Annotated in this window: 12 protein-coding genes; 5 read left to right on the top strand and 7 right to left on the bottom strand. The window is 65.4% G+C overall.

What is annotated here, in order from left to right; all coding sequences use genetic code 11:
* Window positions 1-108: 108 nt before the first annotated feature.
* Window positions 109-2,076, bottom strand: coding sequence for a TonB-dependent copper receptor (locus tag I6L33_RS06675; RefSeq protein WP_216973757.1), 1,968 nt, complete (start codon window positions 2,074-2,076; stop codon window positions 109-111).
* A gap of 245 nt (window positions 2,077-2,321) precedes the next feature.
* Complete coding sequence (locus I6L33_RS06670) at window positions 2,322-2,579, bottom strand: DUF2442 domain-containing protein (RefSeq protein WP_010635292.1); 258 nt, start codon at window positions 2,577-2,579, stop codon at window positions 2,322-2,324.
* Between the two features lie 259 nt (window positions 2,580-2,838).
* On the opposite strand from I6L33_RS06670, the gene I6L33_RS06665 reads away from it, so the two are divergent.
* Entirely contained in the window at window positions 2,839-4,803 is a 1,965-nt protein-coding gene (locus tag I6L33_RS06665) for an LTA synthase family protein (protein ID WP_216973756.1), read from the top strand.
* A 57-nt stretch (window positions 4,804-4,860) separates the two neighbouring features.
* Here I6L33_RS06665 and I6L33_RS06660 read toward each other — a convergent pair whose 3' ends face one another.
* Window positions 4,861-5,331 (bottom strand): Lrp/AsnC family transcriptional regulator, encoded by a 471-nt coding sequence (locus tag I6L33_RS06660; RefSeq protein ID WP_005308292.1) that lies wholly within the window; start codon window positions 5,329-5,331, stop codon window positions 4,861-4,863.
* Window positions 5,332-5,480: 149 nt separating this feature from the next.
* On the opposite strand from I6L33_RS06660, the gene I6L33_RS06655 reads away from it, so the two are divergent.
* On the top strand, window positions 5,481-5,999 hold the full coding sequence (locus I6L33_RS06655) for a cyclin-dependent kinase inhibitor 3 family protein (RefSeq protein ID WP_206866309.1): 519 nt from the start codon (window positions 5,481-5,483) through the stop codon (window positions 5,997-5,999).
* On the opposite strand, the gene metA is transcribed toward I6L33_RS06655, so the two are convergent.
* Window positions 6,000-6,947 (bottom strand): homoserine O-succinyltransferase, encoded by a 948-nt coding sequence (gene metA / locus I6L33_RS06650; protein ID WP_216973755.1) that lies wholly within the window; start codon window positions 6,945-6,947, stop codon window positions 6,000-6,002.
* A 144-nt stretch (window positions 6,948-7,091) separates the two neighbouring features.
* Here metA and I6L33_RS06645 point away from each other — a divergent pair, with 144 nt between their 5' ends.
* Both I6L33_RS06645 and I6L33_RS06640 read left to right on the top strand, forming a co-directional pair.
* The gene (locus tag I6L33_RS06645; RefSeq protein WP_005308285.1) at window positions 7,092-8,330 is read left to right on the top strand and encodes an HD-GYP domain-containing protein; all 1,239 of its coding nucleotides are present in this window, start codon (window positions 7,092-7,094) and stop codon (window positions 8,328-8,330) included.
* 58 nt (window positions 8,331-8,388) lie between these two features.
* Window positions 8,389-9,534, top strand: coding sequence for a CinA family nicotinamide mononucleotide deamidase-related protein (locus I6L33_RS06640; RefSeq protein WP_216973754.1), 1,146 nt, complete (start codon window positions 8,389-8,391; stop codon window positions 9,532-9,534).
* Between the two features lie 56 nt (window positions 9,535-9,590).
* Here I6L33_RS06640 and I6L33_RS06635 read toward each other — a convergent pair whose 3' ends face one another.
* From I6L33_RS06635 to I6L33_RS06625, 3 genes are all read right to left on the bottom strand, one after another.
* The gene (locus tag I6L33_RS06635; RefSeq protein ID WP_099360393.1) at window positions 9,591-10,685 is read right to left on the bottom strand and encodes an ABC transporter permease; all 1,095 of its coding nucleotides are present in this window, start codon (window positions 10,683-10,685) and stop codon (window positions 9,591-9,593) included.
* A 64-nt stretch (window positions 10,686-10,749) separates the two neighbouring features.
* Entirely contained in the window at window positions 10,750-11,679 is a 930-nt protein-coding gene (locus tag I6L33_RS06630; protein ID WP_017787399.1) for an ABC transporter ATP-binding protein, read from the bottom strand.
* Window positions 11,672-12,646, bottom strand: coding sequence for an HlyD family secretion protein (locus tag I6L33_RS06625; RefSeq protein ID WP_126881006.1), 975 nt, complete (start codon window positions 12,644-12,646; stop codon window positions 11,672-11,674). Before I6L33_RS06625 ends, I6L33_RS06630 begins: the two co-directional genes overlap by 8 nt.
* Window positions 12,647-12,895: 249 nt before the next feature.
* Here I6L33_RS06625 and I6L33_RS06620 point away from each other — a divergent pair, with 249 nt between their 5' ends.
* Window positions 12,896-14,566, top strand: coding sequence for a FapA family protein (locus I6L33_RS06620; protein WP_341536440.1), 1,671 nt, complete (start codon window positions 12,896-12,898; stop codon window positions 14,564-14,566).
* Window positions 14,567-14,664 lie beyond the last annotated feature (98 nt).

The raw sequence follows: 14,664 nt of genomic DNA, 5'->3' as shown, positions 1-14,664 counted from the left end.
GGTGGTATCGACGCCCAAAGCGTCGCACTGGGGCCATGATAGCGGCCCAGCCCGCACGGGTCTGTGACTGAAAACGTTACCCGATTCAGCCGGTTACCCAATCCCCGCTCAGAGCACGCCGGCAGAGGCGAAGCGATAGCTGAGGGAGAGCCAGTAGGCGCGACCCGGCTCCGGGATGCGCCCCACCTGCTCGTAGCCCAGCCCGGCCTGACTGGCGTGCACCGACTTGGAGAGGTGCTCGTAGTAGAAGGTGTCGAACAGGTTGTCCACCCCGGCCGACAGCTGCCAGCCTGGGTGGAACTGCCAGGCGGCGCTCAGGTTCATGGTGAAGAAGCCCGGGGTCTCCCCCTGATCCTGGCCAGCCACGGTGCCGGAACCCACATCCACCCGATCCTGGGCGGTCACGGCGCGGCCCAGCAGGGTCAGGTTCCACGCCTCGGCTGGCTGCCAGCCCAGCGCCAGCTTGCCATCGAGGGGCGGCATCTGGGCCAGCGGCTTGTTGTCGCTGCGGTTTTCACCGTAGACCACCGCCAGGCCGCCATCGAGGCGCCACTGCTCGGCAAACTGCCAGCGCCCCTCCAGCTCGCCGCCACGGGTCTGGGCGTCGATGTTGCGCACCTTGTTCGACTTGTTGTTGTAGAGCAGGTAGTCCTGAATGTCGGCGCTGAACAGGGAGAGGGTCAGATCCAGATCGCGGCTGCGCAGGGCCAGCCCCGCATCCCACTGGCGGCTGCGCTCCGGGTTGAGGGTGAAGGGCACGCTGTCCTTGCTGCGCTCCCAGTAATCCGGCGCCCGCTTGGCCTGACCCCAGGCCAGGTAGCTCGACCAGGCCGGCGACCACTGGTATTCGTAGCGGCCAAAGCCGCTGTCCAGGGTCAGGGTATCGCTGTAGAGGGTCTGATCCCCCGCGCCGTAACGGGTGGTCTCGACCCTGTCCTGCCGGTAGCCCCCCTTGTAGCTGTGGGCCCCCTGCTGACGGCCCAGCTCGGCAAAGCCCCCCTGCTGCTCGAAGCGCAGGGTGCGCTGGCGCGGCTGGCTGGCGTAATCCACCCCGCTGCGGGCCCTGTGCTGATCCCGGTTGGCATCGAACCCGGCGGTCAGCAGCCAGTCGGCCGGCAGGGCTATGTCGTTGGCCCAGCGCCCGCCGGTGTTGCGCCGGTCCGGGTTGGAGAGCATCTTCATGCCGCTGTTCGGGCGCAGGCTGAAGTTGTCCATGATGTGGTCGATGTCGTTGTCCCACAGGGTCAGCTCGCTGCGCTGCCAGTGGGTGGTGATCTGCTCCTGCCTGAGCTTGAGGCCGAAGGACTCGCGGTCGAACATGGGGCCGTCCATGGTGCGATCCGCATAGGCGGCGCGGGCGTTGCTGCGCTCGGCGGTGAGTTCGAGCCAGGTGTGCTCGCTGGGCGTCCAGCCGAGCTGGGCGGTGCCGTTCTCACGCCGGTAGAAGGAGCGCACCTTGTCGCCGTGGCCGTCGCGGTAGTCATCGCTGTCGGAGTGGGTGAACTGGCCGCGCAGATAACCCTGCGGTGCCCCCACGGTGGCATCCAGCATCTGGTCGTCGCGCCCGAAGCTGCCATAGAGCGCCGACGCCTCGGCCTTGACGCCGGGGGCAGTGAACTCGGGCCTGTCCCGCTCGAACAGCACGGTCCCCGCCAGCGTCGCCCCCTGCTCGAGGGATTGCGGCCCCTTCAGCACCCGGATCCGGTCGAAAGATTGAGGAAAGACGTAGGCGGTGGGCGGATCCATCCGGCCGCCGCAGCCACCGGCCAGCATGCCGCCATCCATCTGCACGTTGAGGCGGGACATGCCCATCCCCCGCAGCACGGGATCGCCGCCCAGGCCCCCCTTGCGCACCATGCTCATGCCGGTGACGTTCTTGAGGTAACCGGCGCCATCGGCCGCCGGCATGGGGGAGCCAGGTTTCTTGGGATCCAGGGTCACCTCCAGGGTGCTGGCGGGGCGACTAGCGACCACCACCATGGGTTCCAGTTGCTGAACGCTCTCCTGACCGGCGGCGCCGTGACAGGCGAGGCCACCCACCAGCAGGGCCAGCGGGGTGCGCATATGACAAGCCATACTCTTTCCTTATCTCTCTGTTTATTTTGTTGTTTTAATTCCAACTGCCAAACCATTCAGTTGCTGGAAGGTTTGCCGTCAGGCTGCAAAAAAGGCCTGCGGCGCGGTGGCGGCAAGCCCTGAGAAGCGAAACCAGGCTAGGGTTGGCAAAATGTTGCGCAGGTTTTACCCAAATTGGGTGAGGAAGGCAAACGCTCAAACATTCCCGTTACAGGAATCTTGTGATGGCTCACAAAAACAGGGAGTTAACTGAAAGCTTCCCGCTCGTCGATGGGCTTGATCAGGTGGTAGACCTCGTGAGCCGACAGAGTACAGCCGGCGGGCCACTCCAGCTGATGGTGACGATTGATGAAGACCCGGGCGAAGCGCCGCTCCGAATCCAGCGCCGCGAACAGCGGCTGGGTGCGCCAGGGGGCGAGATCCAGCGCCCCCGTGGTACCATCCGAGAGCACCACGAACAGGCTCCACCCCTGCAAATATTCCACATCGATAAAGACCGGCATCCCTTCGGCTCCGATTGAGAAAAATCGGCGCCATTATAGATAAGCCCCCGCCCTCGCTTTGCAGGCAGGATCACAGTTTTTCCAGTCGTTTCTGCTGTCTACAACCCTTGTCCGCCATCACAGAAATATCATAAAACGTGCCAAAAGTTGCGCTTTCGCACGATCCCGACGCAACCTTTGCCCGCCACCACTGTCATAACCCTGCAATATAAAAACAATGCGCCCGTGGACGGGTGCAAACAGGCTTGTAGGAACAACAATGACCACTATCAGACGATGGCTGGGACCGTTTTGGCCCATCGCCGTTTTTTCATTGATCGCGCTCGTCTCTCTCTCCATCAGCCGGCTCGCCCTCGGCCTCTGGCAACTGGAGCGGGTCGACGCCGTCGCCGGCTGGCAGGAGATGCTGCTGCAGGGCGTGCGGGTCGACTTCGCCACCCTCTGCTGGCTGTGGGGCGTACCCGCCGTGTTCACCCTGCTGCTGGCTGGCCCCCATGCCGTGGGCCGTGCCTGGCTGCAGTTCATCCGGGTCTGGCTGACCCTGGGGCTCTGGCTGCTGCTCTTCCTGGAGATCTCCACCCCCTCCTTCGTAACCGAGTACGGGGTGCGGCCCAACCGCCTCTACGTGGAGTACCTCATCTATCCCAAAGAGGTGTTCGCCATGCTGTGGGCCGGCCGCAAGGACGAGCTGCTGCTGGCACTGGTGTTCAGCTGCGCCGTGCTGGCGGGCGGCTGGTGGCTGAGCGGCCGCCTGCTGCGCGGCATCAGCTTTCCGCGCTGGTATCTGCGTCCGGCGTTTGCCCTGCTGATCCTGGCCATAGGTTTTCTCGGTGCCCGCTCCAGCCTGGGCCACCGCGCCCTCAACCCGGCCATGGTGGCATTTGCCAGCGATCCCCTGGTCAATGCGCTCACCGTCAACTCCTCCTACTCCCTCTTCTTCGCCATCAAGCAGATGCGGGCCGAGGAGGATGCCGGCCAGTTCTACGGCGAGTTGCCGCGCCAGCGCATCCTGGACCTGGTACGCCAGGAGAGCGGCCGCGAATCCCATGAGTTCAGCTCCGACACCCTGCCCAGCCAGACCTTCAACGAGGCCAGCTACGGCGGCAAGCCGAAGAACCTGGTGATCCTGCTGCAGGAGAGCCTGGGGGCCCAGTTCGTCGGCTCCCTCGGCGGCCTGCCGCTCACTCCCAACATCGATGCCTTGTCGAAACAGGGTTGGGCGTTCGAGCAACTCTACGCCACCGGCACCCGTTCGGTGCGCGGCATCGAGGCGGTGCTGACCGGCTTCACGCCGACCCCGGCCCAGGCCGTGGTCAAGCTTGGCAAGAGCCAGACCAACTTCTTCACCATCGCCGATCTGCTCAAACAGCGGGGCTACGACACCAGCTTCATCTACGGCGGCGAGAGCCACTTCGACAACATGCGCAGCTTCTTCCTCGGCAACGGCTTCACCACCATAGTCGAGCAGAAGGACTTCAAGAACCCGGTGTTCGAGGGCTCCTGGGGCGCCTCTGACGAAGATCTGATGGCCAAGGCAGACCAGACCTTCCAGGCCCTGCACAAACAGGGAAAACCCTTCTTCAGCCTGGTGTTCAGCTCGAGCAACCACGATCCGTTCGAGTTTCCCGACGATCGCATCGCCCTCTATGAGCAGCCCAAGCAGACCCGCAACAACGCAGCCAAGTATGCGGACTACGCCATCGGCGAGTTCTTCAAGAAGGCAAAGCGGTCGGACTACTGGCAGGACACTCTGTTCCTGGTCATCGCCGATCACGACAGCCGGGTCAGCGGCGCCAGCCTGGTGCCCATCCCCCGCTTCCACATTCCGGGCGTCATCGTGGGTGACGGCATAGCGCCGAGACAGGATCCCCGCATCGTCAGCCAGATCGACATGGCGCCGACCCTGCTCTCCCTGATGGGGATCAGCGCCGACTATCCCATGCTCGGCAAGGATCTGACCCGCATGCCTGCCGACTGGCCGGGCCGCGCCATCATGCAGTACGACAAGAACTTCGCCCTGATGCGCGGCAAGGACGTGGTGATCCTGCAGCCGGAGCGGGCGCCAGAAGGCTTCATCTATGAGGATGCGACAGAGACGCTCACCCCGGCGCCGCAGCCGGCCACCATGAAGGACGCGGCCCTCGGCCTCGCGCTCTGGGGCAGCCTCGCCTATCAACAGGGGCTCTACCGGACGGCGCCGGACACCCGCACCGTGCTGAACTGAGCGCCATAAAACAAAACCCGCCGATTGGCGGGTTTTTTGTAGGAGGCAGGCGGGGCATCAGGTGTTGAGGAAGCAGGGCAGCGAACGGCTGAACTTGTGCTCGAACACCAGCGAGGTCTCGAGGTGCACTACCTCCTCGCGGGAGGTGAAGTGATCGAACACGAAGTTGCGCAGGTGTTCGGTGTCAGAGACGCACAGATGCACCAGGAAATCATCCTTGCCCCCCATGTGGAACAGGCTGATCACCTCGGGCAGCGCCAGGATGGCATCGCGAAACGCATCGATGATCTGGCGACTGTGGCGGGCCAGCTGCAGCGACACCATGGCCTGGATGTGACCGCCGAGGGCCTGGTAATCCACCTCGCAGTGGGCGCCCTTGAGCACCCCATCCTGCTGCAGCTTGCGCACCCGCTCCAGACAGGTGGACGGTGCCACCCCGACCAGCGCGGCCAGATCCTTGTTGGTCATGCCCGCATCGCGAAACAGATGGGCCAGGATATCCAAATCCAGTTGATCCAGGTTTCTCATCTTTACTCCTTGAACCGCTCAATTTTTTAGACTCTGCCCGTAAACCGGGCTGAACACAACGCAGATTGACATCGGGGCCGCGCCCCCTATGCTTTGGCGCACTCAAAAACCGGCTCACGCCCGCCGTCACTGGCTTCATAAGGAGCTTTATGCACCCCTCCCACCCCTTCTGGAGCCAGGAGGTGCCTCGCCTCGACGGCCAGCTGCTGCTGACCCCCTGCCCCGGCACCCAGCAGGTCGCGTTGCCGCTGACCTTCGATCAGCTCAGGCTGGCCGGCGCCCGCGCAGTCATCACGCTGATGACTGACGCCGAACTGGCCCGCCTCGAGCTGGCCCACCTTGGCGAAACGGTCGAGCGCGAGGGATTGCGCTGGTTTCACCTGCCCATCGAGGATGACCAGGCCCCCGACGCCACCTTCGAGCTTGCCTGGCAACAGACGCTGCCACAGCTGCTGGCCCTGCTGCGCGAGGGGCAGCACCTGGCCATCCACTGCAAGGGCGGCAGCGGTCGCACCGGGCTGGTGGCCGCCGCCCTGCTGATGAGCCTGGGCCAGCCCCGACAGGAGGCGATGGCCGCCATCAAGGCTCACAGACCCAAGGCGTTCAGCCTGGCCTGCCACCGCCAATGGCTCGACCAGCTGGCCGAGCGGCTGGATCAGTACGCCTGATTACTTGCCACCCTGGTCGTAGGTGAAGACCTTGCCGATATCCTCCACCCGATAGCTGGTGAGCTGGTAGACGTAGTAGTTGAGCCAGTTGGCAAACAGCAGGTGGCCGTGGCTGCGCCAGCTGGCGCGCGGGGTCTGGCTCGGGTCGTTGTTCGGGTAGTAATTCACCGGAATGACGGGCGCAAGCCCGGCGGCCAGATCCCGCTGGTATTCGCCATCCAGGGTCAGGGCGTCGTATTCGGGATGGCCGGTGACAAACACCTGGCGACAATCCTTGGTAGCCGCCAGATAGACCCCCGCCTCTGCCGATTCGGCAAAAATCTGCAGATCTGTGTTGGCACGGATAAGATCTCCGTCAAACGCCGCATAACGGGAGTGAGGCGCCACAAACTCGTCATCGAAACCGCGCAGCAGCGGCTCGTGTTCATCGAGCCGGTGGTGACGATAGACCCCGGAGAGCTTCTCGCCGTGGGTCTGCTTCTCCATGCCGTACAGAGCCTTCAGCGCCGCCTGCACCGCCCAGCAGAGGAACAGGGTGGAGGTGACGTGCTGATGGGACCACTCGATGATCTCGACGACACGCGGCCAATAGACCACCTCCTCGAACTCCACCAGCCCGAGCGGCGCCCCCGTGATGATCATGCCGTCGTAGTTGTTGCCCCGCACCTGTTCGAAGTCGTGATAGAAGTTTTCCAGGTGTGCCTGGGGGGTGTTCTTCGACTCCCTATCGTCGATGCGCAGCAGATCCACGTCCACCTGCAACGGCGAGTTGGAGAGCATCCGCATCAGCTGGATCTCGGTCTCTATCTTCTTGGGCATCAGGTTGAGGATGAGCACCCGCAGCGGGCGGATGTTCTGGGTGACGGCCCGGGACTCCGTCATCACGAAGATGTTCTCCTGCCCCAGCACTTCGGCGGCGGGTAACTGATCCGGGATCTTGATCGGCATGCTTACTCCCTGTACTGCATCGGTAAATATGTCTGGACATCCAGAAGCCTATAATAAAGCGACTACCCTGTCATCAGATACCTTTTGTATTCACCCCCACCTTTGACTAGCATACGGCTCAATGTGTCTCTCGCATCCAAGACAATGACAGGTATCAAGATTTCAGTAGACCGGCTGCAAGTCGGCAATTACGTCTCTCTGCCACTTGGCTGGCGCGAACACCCCTTCCTGTTTTCCAGCTTCAAACTCAAGAACGAAGAGGAGATCGAGCTCATTCGCCGGCTCGGTCTCAAGCTCGTGACCATCATCCCGGACAAGAGCGACGCCCCGCCCAAGCCGCTGAACCAGGTTCAGGCCCAGCCGCAGGAGGCGCCAGACACGGCCCAGCGTCAGGCCGAGATGCAGCAGGAGAAGGAGCGCCGCATCGAGCAGTTGCAGCAGTATCGCCGCGACCTGCAGCAGTGCGAGAAGCAGTTCCAGCAGTCGCTGGCCCAGGTGCGCAACGTGATGGGCAAGATCCAGTCCCGCCCCCTCAACGCCATCGGCGAGGCGCAGGAGCTGATCAACGCCATGACCGAGCAGCTGCTGTCGGTGGACGAGATGGTGCTGCACCTGGTGTCCGACAGCGAGGATGGCAACAACCTCTACTTCCACTCCCTCAACGTCAGCGTGCTCAGCATGCTGCTGGCCAAGGAGTGCAACATGTCGGCCGACGAGATCCGCCGGGTCGGCATGGGGGCCCTGTTCCACGACATCGGCAAGCTGAAGATCCCGAGCCAGATCCTGCGCAAGACCGAGCCTCTCACCAAGCCGGAACGGAACCTGATGGCCCAGCACCCGCGCTACGGGCTGGATCTGCTCAACCTGGCCAAGGACTTCCCGGCCGAGGCGAAGGGGATAGTGCTGCACCACCACGAATACCTGGACGGCAGCGGGCCGGAGGGGCTCAAGAAGGGGCAGCTCGACCCGCTAACCCAGATTGTGTCGCTGATCAACGAGTACGATAACCTCTGCCACATGCAGGCCAAGGTGCCCTACTCCGCCCTGAGCGGCCTCTACAAGCAGCGCAAGGCTCAGTTCAACCCGGACTACCTCGGCATGCTGATCCGGCTGATGGGGATCTACCCGCCGGGCAGCGTGGTGCAGCTCTCCAACGGGCAGGTGGGGCTGGTGATGTCGGTCAACACCTCCCGCCTGCTCTACCCCTCGGTGCTGGTGTACGATCCGCGCATTCCGCGCCAGGAGGCGGCCATCATCGACCTGCAGCAGGCCGAGCTCTCCATCGCCAAGGTGATCCACCCCAAGCGACTGCCGCCAGCGGTGTTTGAGTACCTCAATCCGCGCACCCGTATCAGCTACTACTTCGAACACAACAAGCCCTGATTGACCCGGCCACCCAGGTGGCCGCCCCAGCCCCACCGCCAGCCCCGAGGAGCCCTTCATGCGCATCGAAATCATCAGCACCGGCGACGAAATAGTGACGGGCCTGGTGGTGGACACCAACGCCGCCTGGCTCAGCGCCCTCCTGCTGGAGCAGGGCTGGCAGGTGCGCCGCCGCGTCACGGTCGGGGACAACCTCGCCGATCTGAAAACCGCACTCTTGGAAAGCGCGAGCCGCGCCGAGGTGGTGCTGGTGTGCGGCGGGCTCGGCCCCACCGCCGACGATCTCACCGCCCAGGCCGCCGCCGAGGCCTTTGACCAGCCGCTCACCCTGTTCCCTGACTGGCTCGCCACTATCGAAGCGCGCTACGCCAGCCGCGGCCGGCCCATGCCCGCCAGCAACGCCAAGCAGGCCTGGCTGCCGCAGGGGTGCGAGATCCTCGACAACCCGGTGGGTACCGCCTGTGGCTTCCTGGTGCAGGCGGGCCCAAGCCGGCTCTTCTTCACCCCGGGCGTGCCGTTCGAGTTCAAGCAGATGGTGCGCGAACAGATCTTGCCGCGCCTCAAGGCGCTGGCCGGCGCAGAGAGTGACACCGAGCTGCGCCGCTTCTACACGTTTGGCGTCTCGGAGTCGGCCCTCAGCGACATGCTGGATGCGGCCCCCTGGCCCACCGGCATCGAGCTGGGCTACCGCTCCTCCATGCCGCTCATCGAGCTCAAGCTCATCGGCCACGACGCCAGCACGGCGGACATGGACGCCGCCGAGGTGCGGCTGCTAACGGCCATCGAGCCCTGGCTGGTGGGACGGGGAGACGAGGAGCCGGCGCGGCAGATCCTGGATCTGTTGGGAGAGAGACCGCTGACGCTGCTGGAGGGGGAGAGCCGGGGCGCCCTGCTGGCCATGTGTCACGAGCACCCGGCCCTGGCGGCCGGCTTCAGCCACACCCTGAGCAGTGACCTGATGCAACTGGCGGCGCCTGCGGCCCCTTTGAGCCTGACCCTGGGCCGGGCAGGCCCGGACGGCGTGCCGCTGCTGCTCTGCGCCGACGGGCAACTGCACGGCCAGACCCTCAAGGTCAGCCACCCGGATCCCGACAGCGGCCGCCGGATCCTCGCCTTCGCCGCCCTCGACATGCTGCGCCGCCACCTGCTGGGGCTGCCGGTGCTCGGCGACTACCGCACCCTGACCCGCACCGCCAGCCGTTAACAGCCAGCAGCCGGCAGCCGGCAGCCGGCAGCCAGGCTCTCACTCCTCGCGGGGCATCAATCCAGACTCTTCTTGAAGCGATGGGCGGCCAGGGTCAGCACCAGCAGGGTGAACCCCGCCAGCCAGAGCACGTCCGGCAGCAGCTCGGAAAGCTCGCCACCGCGCAGCACTATGCCCCGGATCAGCCGCATGAAGTGGGTGGCCGGCAGCACCTCGGCAATCCACTGGGCCGGCAGCGGCATCCCCTCGTAGGGGAACATGAAGCCCGACAGCAGGATTGAGGGCAGCAGGATGAACACCGTCATCTGCATCGCCTGCAACTGGGTCTGCGCCAGGGTGGAGATGAGCAGCCCCAGGGTCAGGCTGGCGGCGATGAACAGCAGGGTCGCCAGCAGCACCTGGCTCAGGGCGCCGTTGATGGGCACCGCGAAGATGAAGTGGCCGAGGCCAAGGATGATGGCCACCTGGATCAGCCCCACTCCGATATAGGGCAGGATCTTGCCCAGCATCAGCTCCATCGAGCTGACCGGGGTGGTGATGAGCAGCTCCAGATTGCCGCGCTCCCGCTCCCGCACTATGGCCGCCGAGGTGAACATGATCATGGTCATGGTGAGGATCACCCCGAGCAGGCCGGGCACTATGTTGACCGCCGAGCGGCGCGCCGGGTTGAAGTAGAGCACGGTCTCGAAGGTGGGCGGTACCGGCTTGAGGTCGGGTTTCAGATCGGAGAGCGGCATGTTGCGAAGGCCGAGCAGGGCGCCGGCGATCATGGTATCCGAGCCATCCACCAGCCACTGGCCCGCCGTCTCGCCTGCGCTGAGCCGACGACTCAGATCGGCGGGCAGCACCAGCACGGCGCGCACCTCGCCCCGGGTCAACGCCGCCTCGGCCTGCTGCACCCCGACATATTGCTGCTTGATGTGCACCACCTGGCTCGCCTTCACCGCCTCCACCAGCAGCCGGCCCGGCACACTCTGGCTCATGTCTACCAGTCCCACCGGGATCTGGCGCACGTCGGTGTTGATGGCGTAGCCGAACAGCAGCAGCTGGATCAACGGGATCATCACCACCATGCCAAAGGTCAGTCTGTCTCTGGCCAGCTGGCGCAGTTCTTTCTGGGTAATGGCCCAGAGCCGTCGCAGACTGTTCATCGATTCGCTCCTGCAAGCTGGCGAAGTACTTGCCGGGTCATGGCCCAGAGCCCTTGCCAGCCGTTCATGCCCTCGGCTCCTGACCGGTGCAGCTGACGAACACATCCTCGAGGCTCGGCCTGACCAGCGCCAAGGTGGCGCCAGCCAGCGCCGGACAGGCCTGCTGCAACCAGGCCACCGGCTCCGCCAGCTCCTTGTCCACCAGCACCCGCAGGCGCTGGCCGAGCTGGGCGGCGGAGCGCACCGGCGCCAGCTGCACCAGTTGCTGCTTGAGCAGCCGCAGATCGGCAGCCTGCACCTCCACCACCCGGGTGCTCATGGCATCCATCAGCGCCTGTGGCGCCCCCTGGGCCCGCACCCGGCCCGCCTCCATGATGGCCAGCTGGTGGCAGCGTTCCGCCTCGTCCATATAGTGGGTGGTGACCAGAATGGTGGTACCCCCTTCGCTCAGGTCGAACAGCTTCTCCCAGAAATCGCGCCGGTTCTGCGGATCCACCGCCGAGGTGGGCTCATCGAGCAGCAGCAGCGCCGGCTGGTGGATCACCGCCGCCGCCAGCGCCAACCGCTGCTTCTGGCCGCCGCTCATGGCACCGGCCCGCTGCCGTGCCAGCGGCGCCAGCTCATAGGTGGCGAGCAGCTCGTGCAGACGGGCGGCCAGCCCGGCGCCCCCCATGCCGTGGATCCGCCCCATGAACTCCAGGTTCTCCCAGGCGGTCAGTTCGTCATAGAGGGAAAACTTCTGGGTCATGTAGCCGATCCGCCGGCGCAGAGTCTCAGCTTCGCGGGGGATGCTCAGCCCCAGCACCTCCACCTCCCCCGCCGAAGGGGTGAGCAGGCCGGTCAGCATGCGCAGGGTGGTGGACTTGCCACAGCCGTTGGGGCCGAGAAAGCCGTGGATCTGCCCCTTGGGCACACAGAGATCCAGCCCGTCCACCGCCAGAAAATTACCGAAGCGGCGGCTCACCCCCAGCGCCCGGATCGCCAGCTCACTCATGGCCGGCCCCTGCACCGGCAGGCTCGGCCTGCAGCGGCAGACCGCTCGGCAGATCCTGCGCCGTCGCCGGCAGATCGATCTCTGCCAGGTAGACCAGCCGGGCCCGATCCCGTTCGTTGAGGGCGTAATAGGGGGTAAAGGCTGGCTCTTTCGAGATCCAGCGCAGCCGGCCGGTGAAGGGCTCGGCCACCCCGTCCACCTGCACCCGCACCGGCTGGCCGACGCCATAGCCGGCCAGGGAGGGCTCGGGCACATAGACCCTGGCATAGGGGGCCTGGTCCGCCTGGATCGCGGCCAGCACGGCACCGACCGCCACCCGCTCGCCGAGGTGATAGGGCAGGCTGTCGAGCCGGCCGCTGCGGGTGGCGACGATGGAGAGATCCGCCAGTTCCCGCTCGGCCAGCGCCACTTCGGCACCGGCGGCCTGCAGGGCGGCCTGCGCCTCGTCGATATCTTCGCGTCGCACGCCCCGCGTCAGCTTGTCGAGCTGCTGGTGTGCGCCATCCTGCTCGGCCAGGGCGCTGTCGCGCTGGGCACGGGCCTTGTCGAGATCCGCCGGGCTCACCAGCTTCTGGCGCACCAGCCGGTCAACGCGCTCGAAGTTGCGCTCGCTCTCCCTGACGGCGGCCTGCGCCTTGTCGAGGCTGGCCCGGGCGGCGGCGATGTCTTCCGGCCGCTCGCCATTGGTCAACCGGGCGAGGGCGGCCCGTGCCTGGGCCTCCCGCGCCCGCGCCTGGGCCAGCACCGCCTGCTGGCGCCTGTCATCGAGGCGGGCCAGCAGGGTGCCCTCCTGCACCTGGCTGCCCTCTGCCACCGGCAGGGCGCGGATGATCTCGCCGGCGGTGGCGGTGAGCAGCACCCGATCCCGCTCCAGGGTGCCGAGGGCGGTGGCGGGGGCCTGCGGCTGGCAGGCACTGAGCAGGCCCGTCAGGGCCAGGGGCAGCAGACAATGACGCAAGGTTGACACTCCTTTCGCGGTGGGCGACGGCCAGTGGTGGCCTGCAGACGGACTCCCGGTGCCGTCAGCATACTCGCTGTTACTTTTCATTTCCTCGCTCCAGTTCACCCATTTGTGCTTAGCTCATTGACCAAAAAGGAGAAATGTCTGGATACTGCAGACCAGCACTATGTTGATGATTAGCATTTTTAACAAGATGCCGATTAACTGGAAACAGGCAGCCGTCCCGACAGGGATGCCAGCGAGGGAAGGGATCCGGTGTTAAGCACAGAGTGGTTACTGTTGTCAGCCGATATGGAATACGCCTGCCTGCGCATTGCGCCGGGACTGACCAAACCCATCTCGGAAAACGATATCCAGGCCCTGCTGCTGGCCTCCAACTGCCGCCGCTATCAGCCGCTGGCGGAGGGGATCAAGCAGGCCATCAGCCTGCTCAACACCCTGTTCAATGATCCTGCCGCCCCCCTGCCCGGCAACCCGGTGCCCATCGCCCAGCGCCACGATGCCAACGTCCTGCTGCTGGTGGAGAAGGATCGGATGAGCGCCACCGCCCAGATCACCGCCGACTGGGGCGGCAAATACCTCACCAGCGAACAGCTGGAGCAGGCGATCCAGGCCAGCGAGATCAAGCAGGGGGTGCAGCCCCAGCTCATCGCCGCCGCCGTGCTGGCGGCCAAGGAGGCGACGCCAGGCACCCTGCTCAGGTTGCCGGTGGCGCAGGGCAAGGCCGCCGTCAACGGTCAGGACACCCGCTTCGAGCGGCTGGTGGAGACCCCGGCCGAGCGTATTCTCAAGCCCCAGGAGCTGGATCACGGCCGGGTCGACATGCGCGACCTCGGCACCATGCTCACCGTCAAGGCCGGCGCCCAGCTGATGCGCCGCCACCCGGCCACCACCGGCGTGCCAGGCTTCACCGTCACCGGCCAGGAGCTGCCCGCCAAGCATGGCAAGGAGAGCCCCATGGTGGCCGGCGAAGGCACCTTCATCTCGCCGGATGACCCCAATCTGCTGCTGGCCAGCCGCCCGGGCCTGCCCCGCCAGGAGAAGAGCGGCATGAAGGTGGACGACGTGCTGAGCGTCAAGCAGGTGGATATCCGCCACGGCCACATCATCTTCGAGGGGGCGCTGATCGTGGCGGGGGACGTTACCCCCGGCATGAAGGTCAAGACCAGCGGCGACGTGGTGATCGGCGGCTTCGTGGAGGGGGGCTACATCGAATCGGGCGGCACCATCACGGTGCGCAACGGCGTCATCGGCCGCAAGCTGGAGCAGAGCAACGAGTACCTCTGCCACCTCAACGCCCAGGGGGAGATCCACGCCAGCTATGCCCAGTACGCCAAGCTGGAGGCCGGCGGCGACATCCACATCCTGACCCAGCTCAGCCACAGCTACAGCCGCAGCGGCCAGGACCTCAAGGTGGGCGACAGCGCCATGCGCAAGGGCCACCTGCTGGGGGGCATCAGCATTGCCAACCGCCTCATCATGGCGCCGATCCTGGGGGCCTCGGCCCACAACCAGACCCGGTTGCAGATCCTCGGTGGCTACTTCACCCACAAGGAGCAGGAGCAGGCGCTGCGCCAGCGCAAGCAGGAGTGCCGGGAACAGCTGGACAAGCTGCAGGATCTGCTGCTCAAGCTCTTGCAGCTGCCGAGCGACAAGCGCAATCCCCAGACCCTGCAGAAGATCAAACTGATCCGGGTCCAGCGCCTCGAGGAGAGCAAGCAGCTCGACGAGCAGCTGGAGGCGGCCCAAGAGGAGCTGCAGAAACTGATGGCGGAGATGGACATCATCGCCACCCAGCACGCCTTCCCCGGGGTCGAGGTGGAGATGGCCCACCACCACTACCGGGTCGACATAGAGCACGGCCCCATCCACTTCGCCATCCGCGAGGATCAGCTGCAGCTGACCCCTTACGAACCCCACAAGTGAGTGCCGCCGCCCCCGTCGCACACCTCCGGCCGTGATCCGGACGGTGAATTTCGCTACACTCCCTCTCCCATTGGCCCCATAGTGCGGGCCAGCCAGAC

Source organism: Aeromonas sp. FDAARGOS 1403 (assembly GCF_019047325.1).
Classification (GTDB): domain Bacteria; phylum Pseudomonadota; class Gammaproteobacteria; order Enterobacterales; family Aeromonadaceae; genus Aeromonas; species Aeromonas dhakensis.
This window is presented reverse-complemented; position numbering and strand designations above follow the sequence as displayed.

Excerpts from the sequence above, each read along its gene's own strand:
- I6L33_RS06675 (WP_216973757.1), bottom strand. The coding sequence starts at position 2,076 with ATGGCTTGTCATATGCGCACCCCGCTGGCCCTGCTGGTGGGTGGCCTC.
- I6L33_RS06670 (WP_010635292.1), bottom strand. The coding sequence starts at position 2,579 with ATGCCGGTCTTTATCGATGTGGAATATTTGCAGGGGTGGAGCCTGTTC.
- I6L33_RS06665 (WP_216973756.1), top strand. The coding sequence starts at position 2,839 with ATGACCACTATCAGACGATGGCTGGGACCGTTTTGGCCCATCGCCGTT.
- I6L33_RS06660 (WP_005308292.1), bottom strand. The coding sequence starts at position 5,331 with ATGAGAAACCTGGATCAACTGGATTTGGATATCCTGGCCCATCTGTTT.
- I6L33_RS06655 (WP_206866309.1), top strand. The coding sequence starts at position 5,481 with ATGCACCCCTCCCACCCCTTCTGGAGCCAGGAGGTGCCTCGCCTCGAC.
- metA (WP_216973755.1), bottom strand. The coding sequence starts at position 6,947 with ATGCCGATCAAGATCCCGGATCAGTTACCCGCCGCCGAAGTGCTGGGG.
- I6L33_RS06645 (WP_005308285.1), top strand. The coding sequence starts at position 7,092 with ATGACAGGTATCAAGATTTCAGTAGACCGGCTGCAAGTCGGCAATTAC.
- I6L33_RS06640 (WP_216973754.1), top strand. The coding sequence starts at position 8,389 with ATGCGCATCGAAATCATCAGCACCGGCGACGAAATAGTGACGGGCCTG.
- I6L33_RS06635 (WP_099360393.1), bottom strand. The coding sequence starts at position 10,685 with ATGAACAGTCTGCGACGGCTCTGGGCCATTACCCAGAAAGAACTGCGC.
- I6L33_RS06630 (WP_017787399.1), bottom strand. The coding sequence starts at position 11,679 with ATGAGTGAGCTGGCGATCCGGGCGCTGGGGGTGAGCCGCCGCTTCGGT.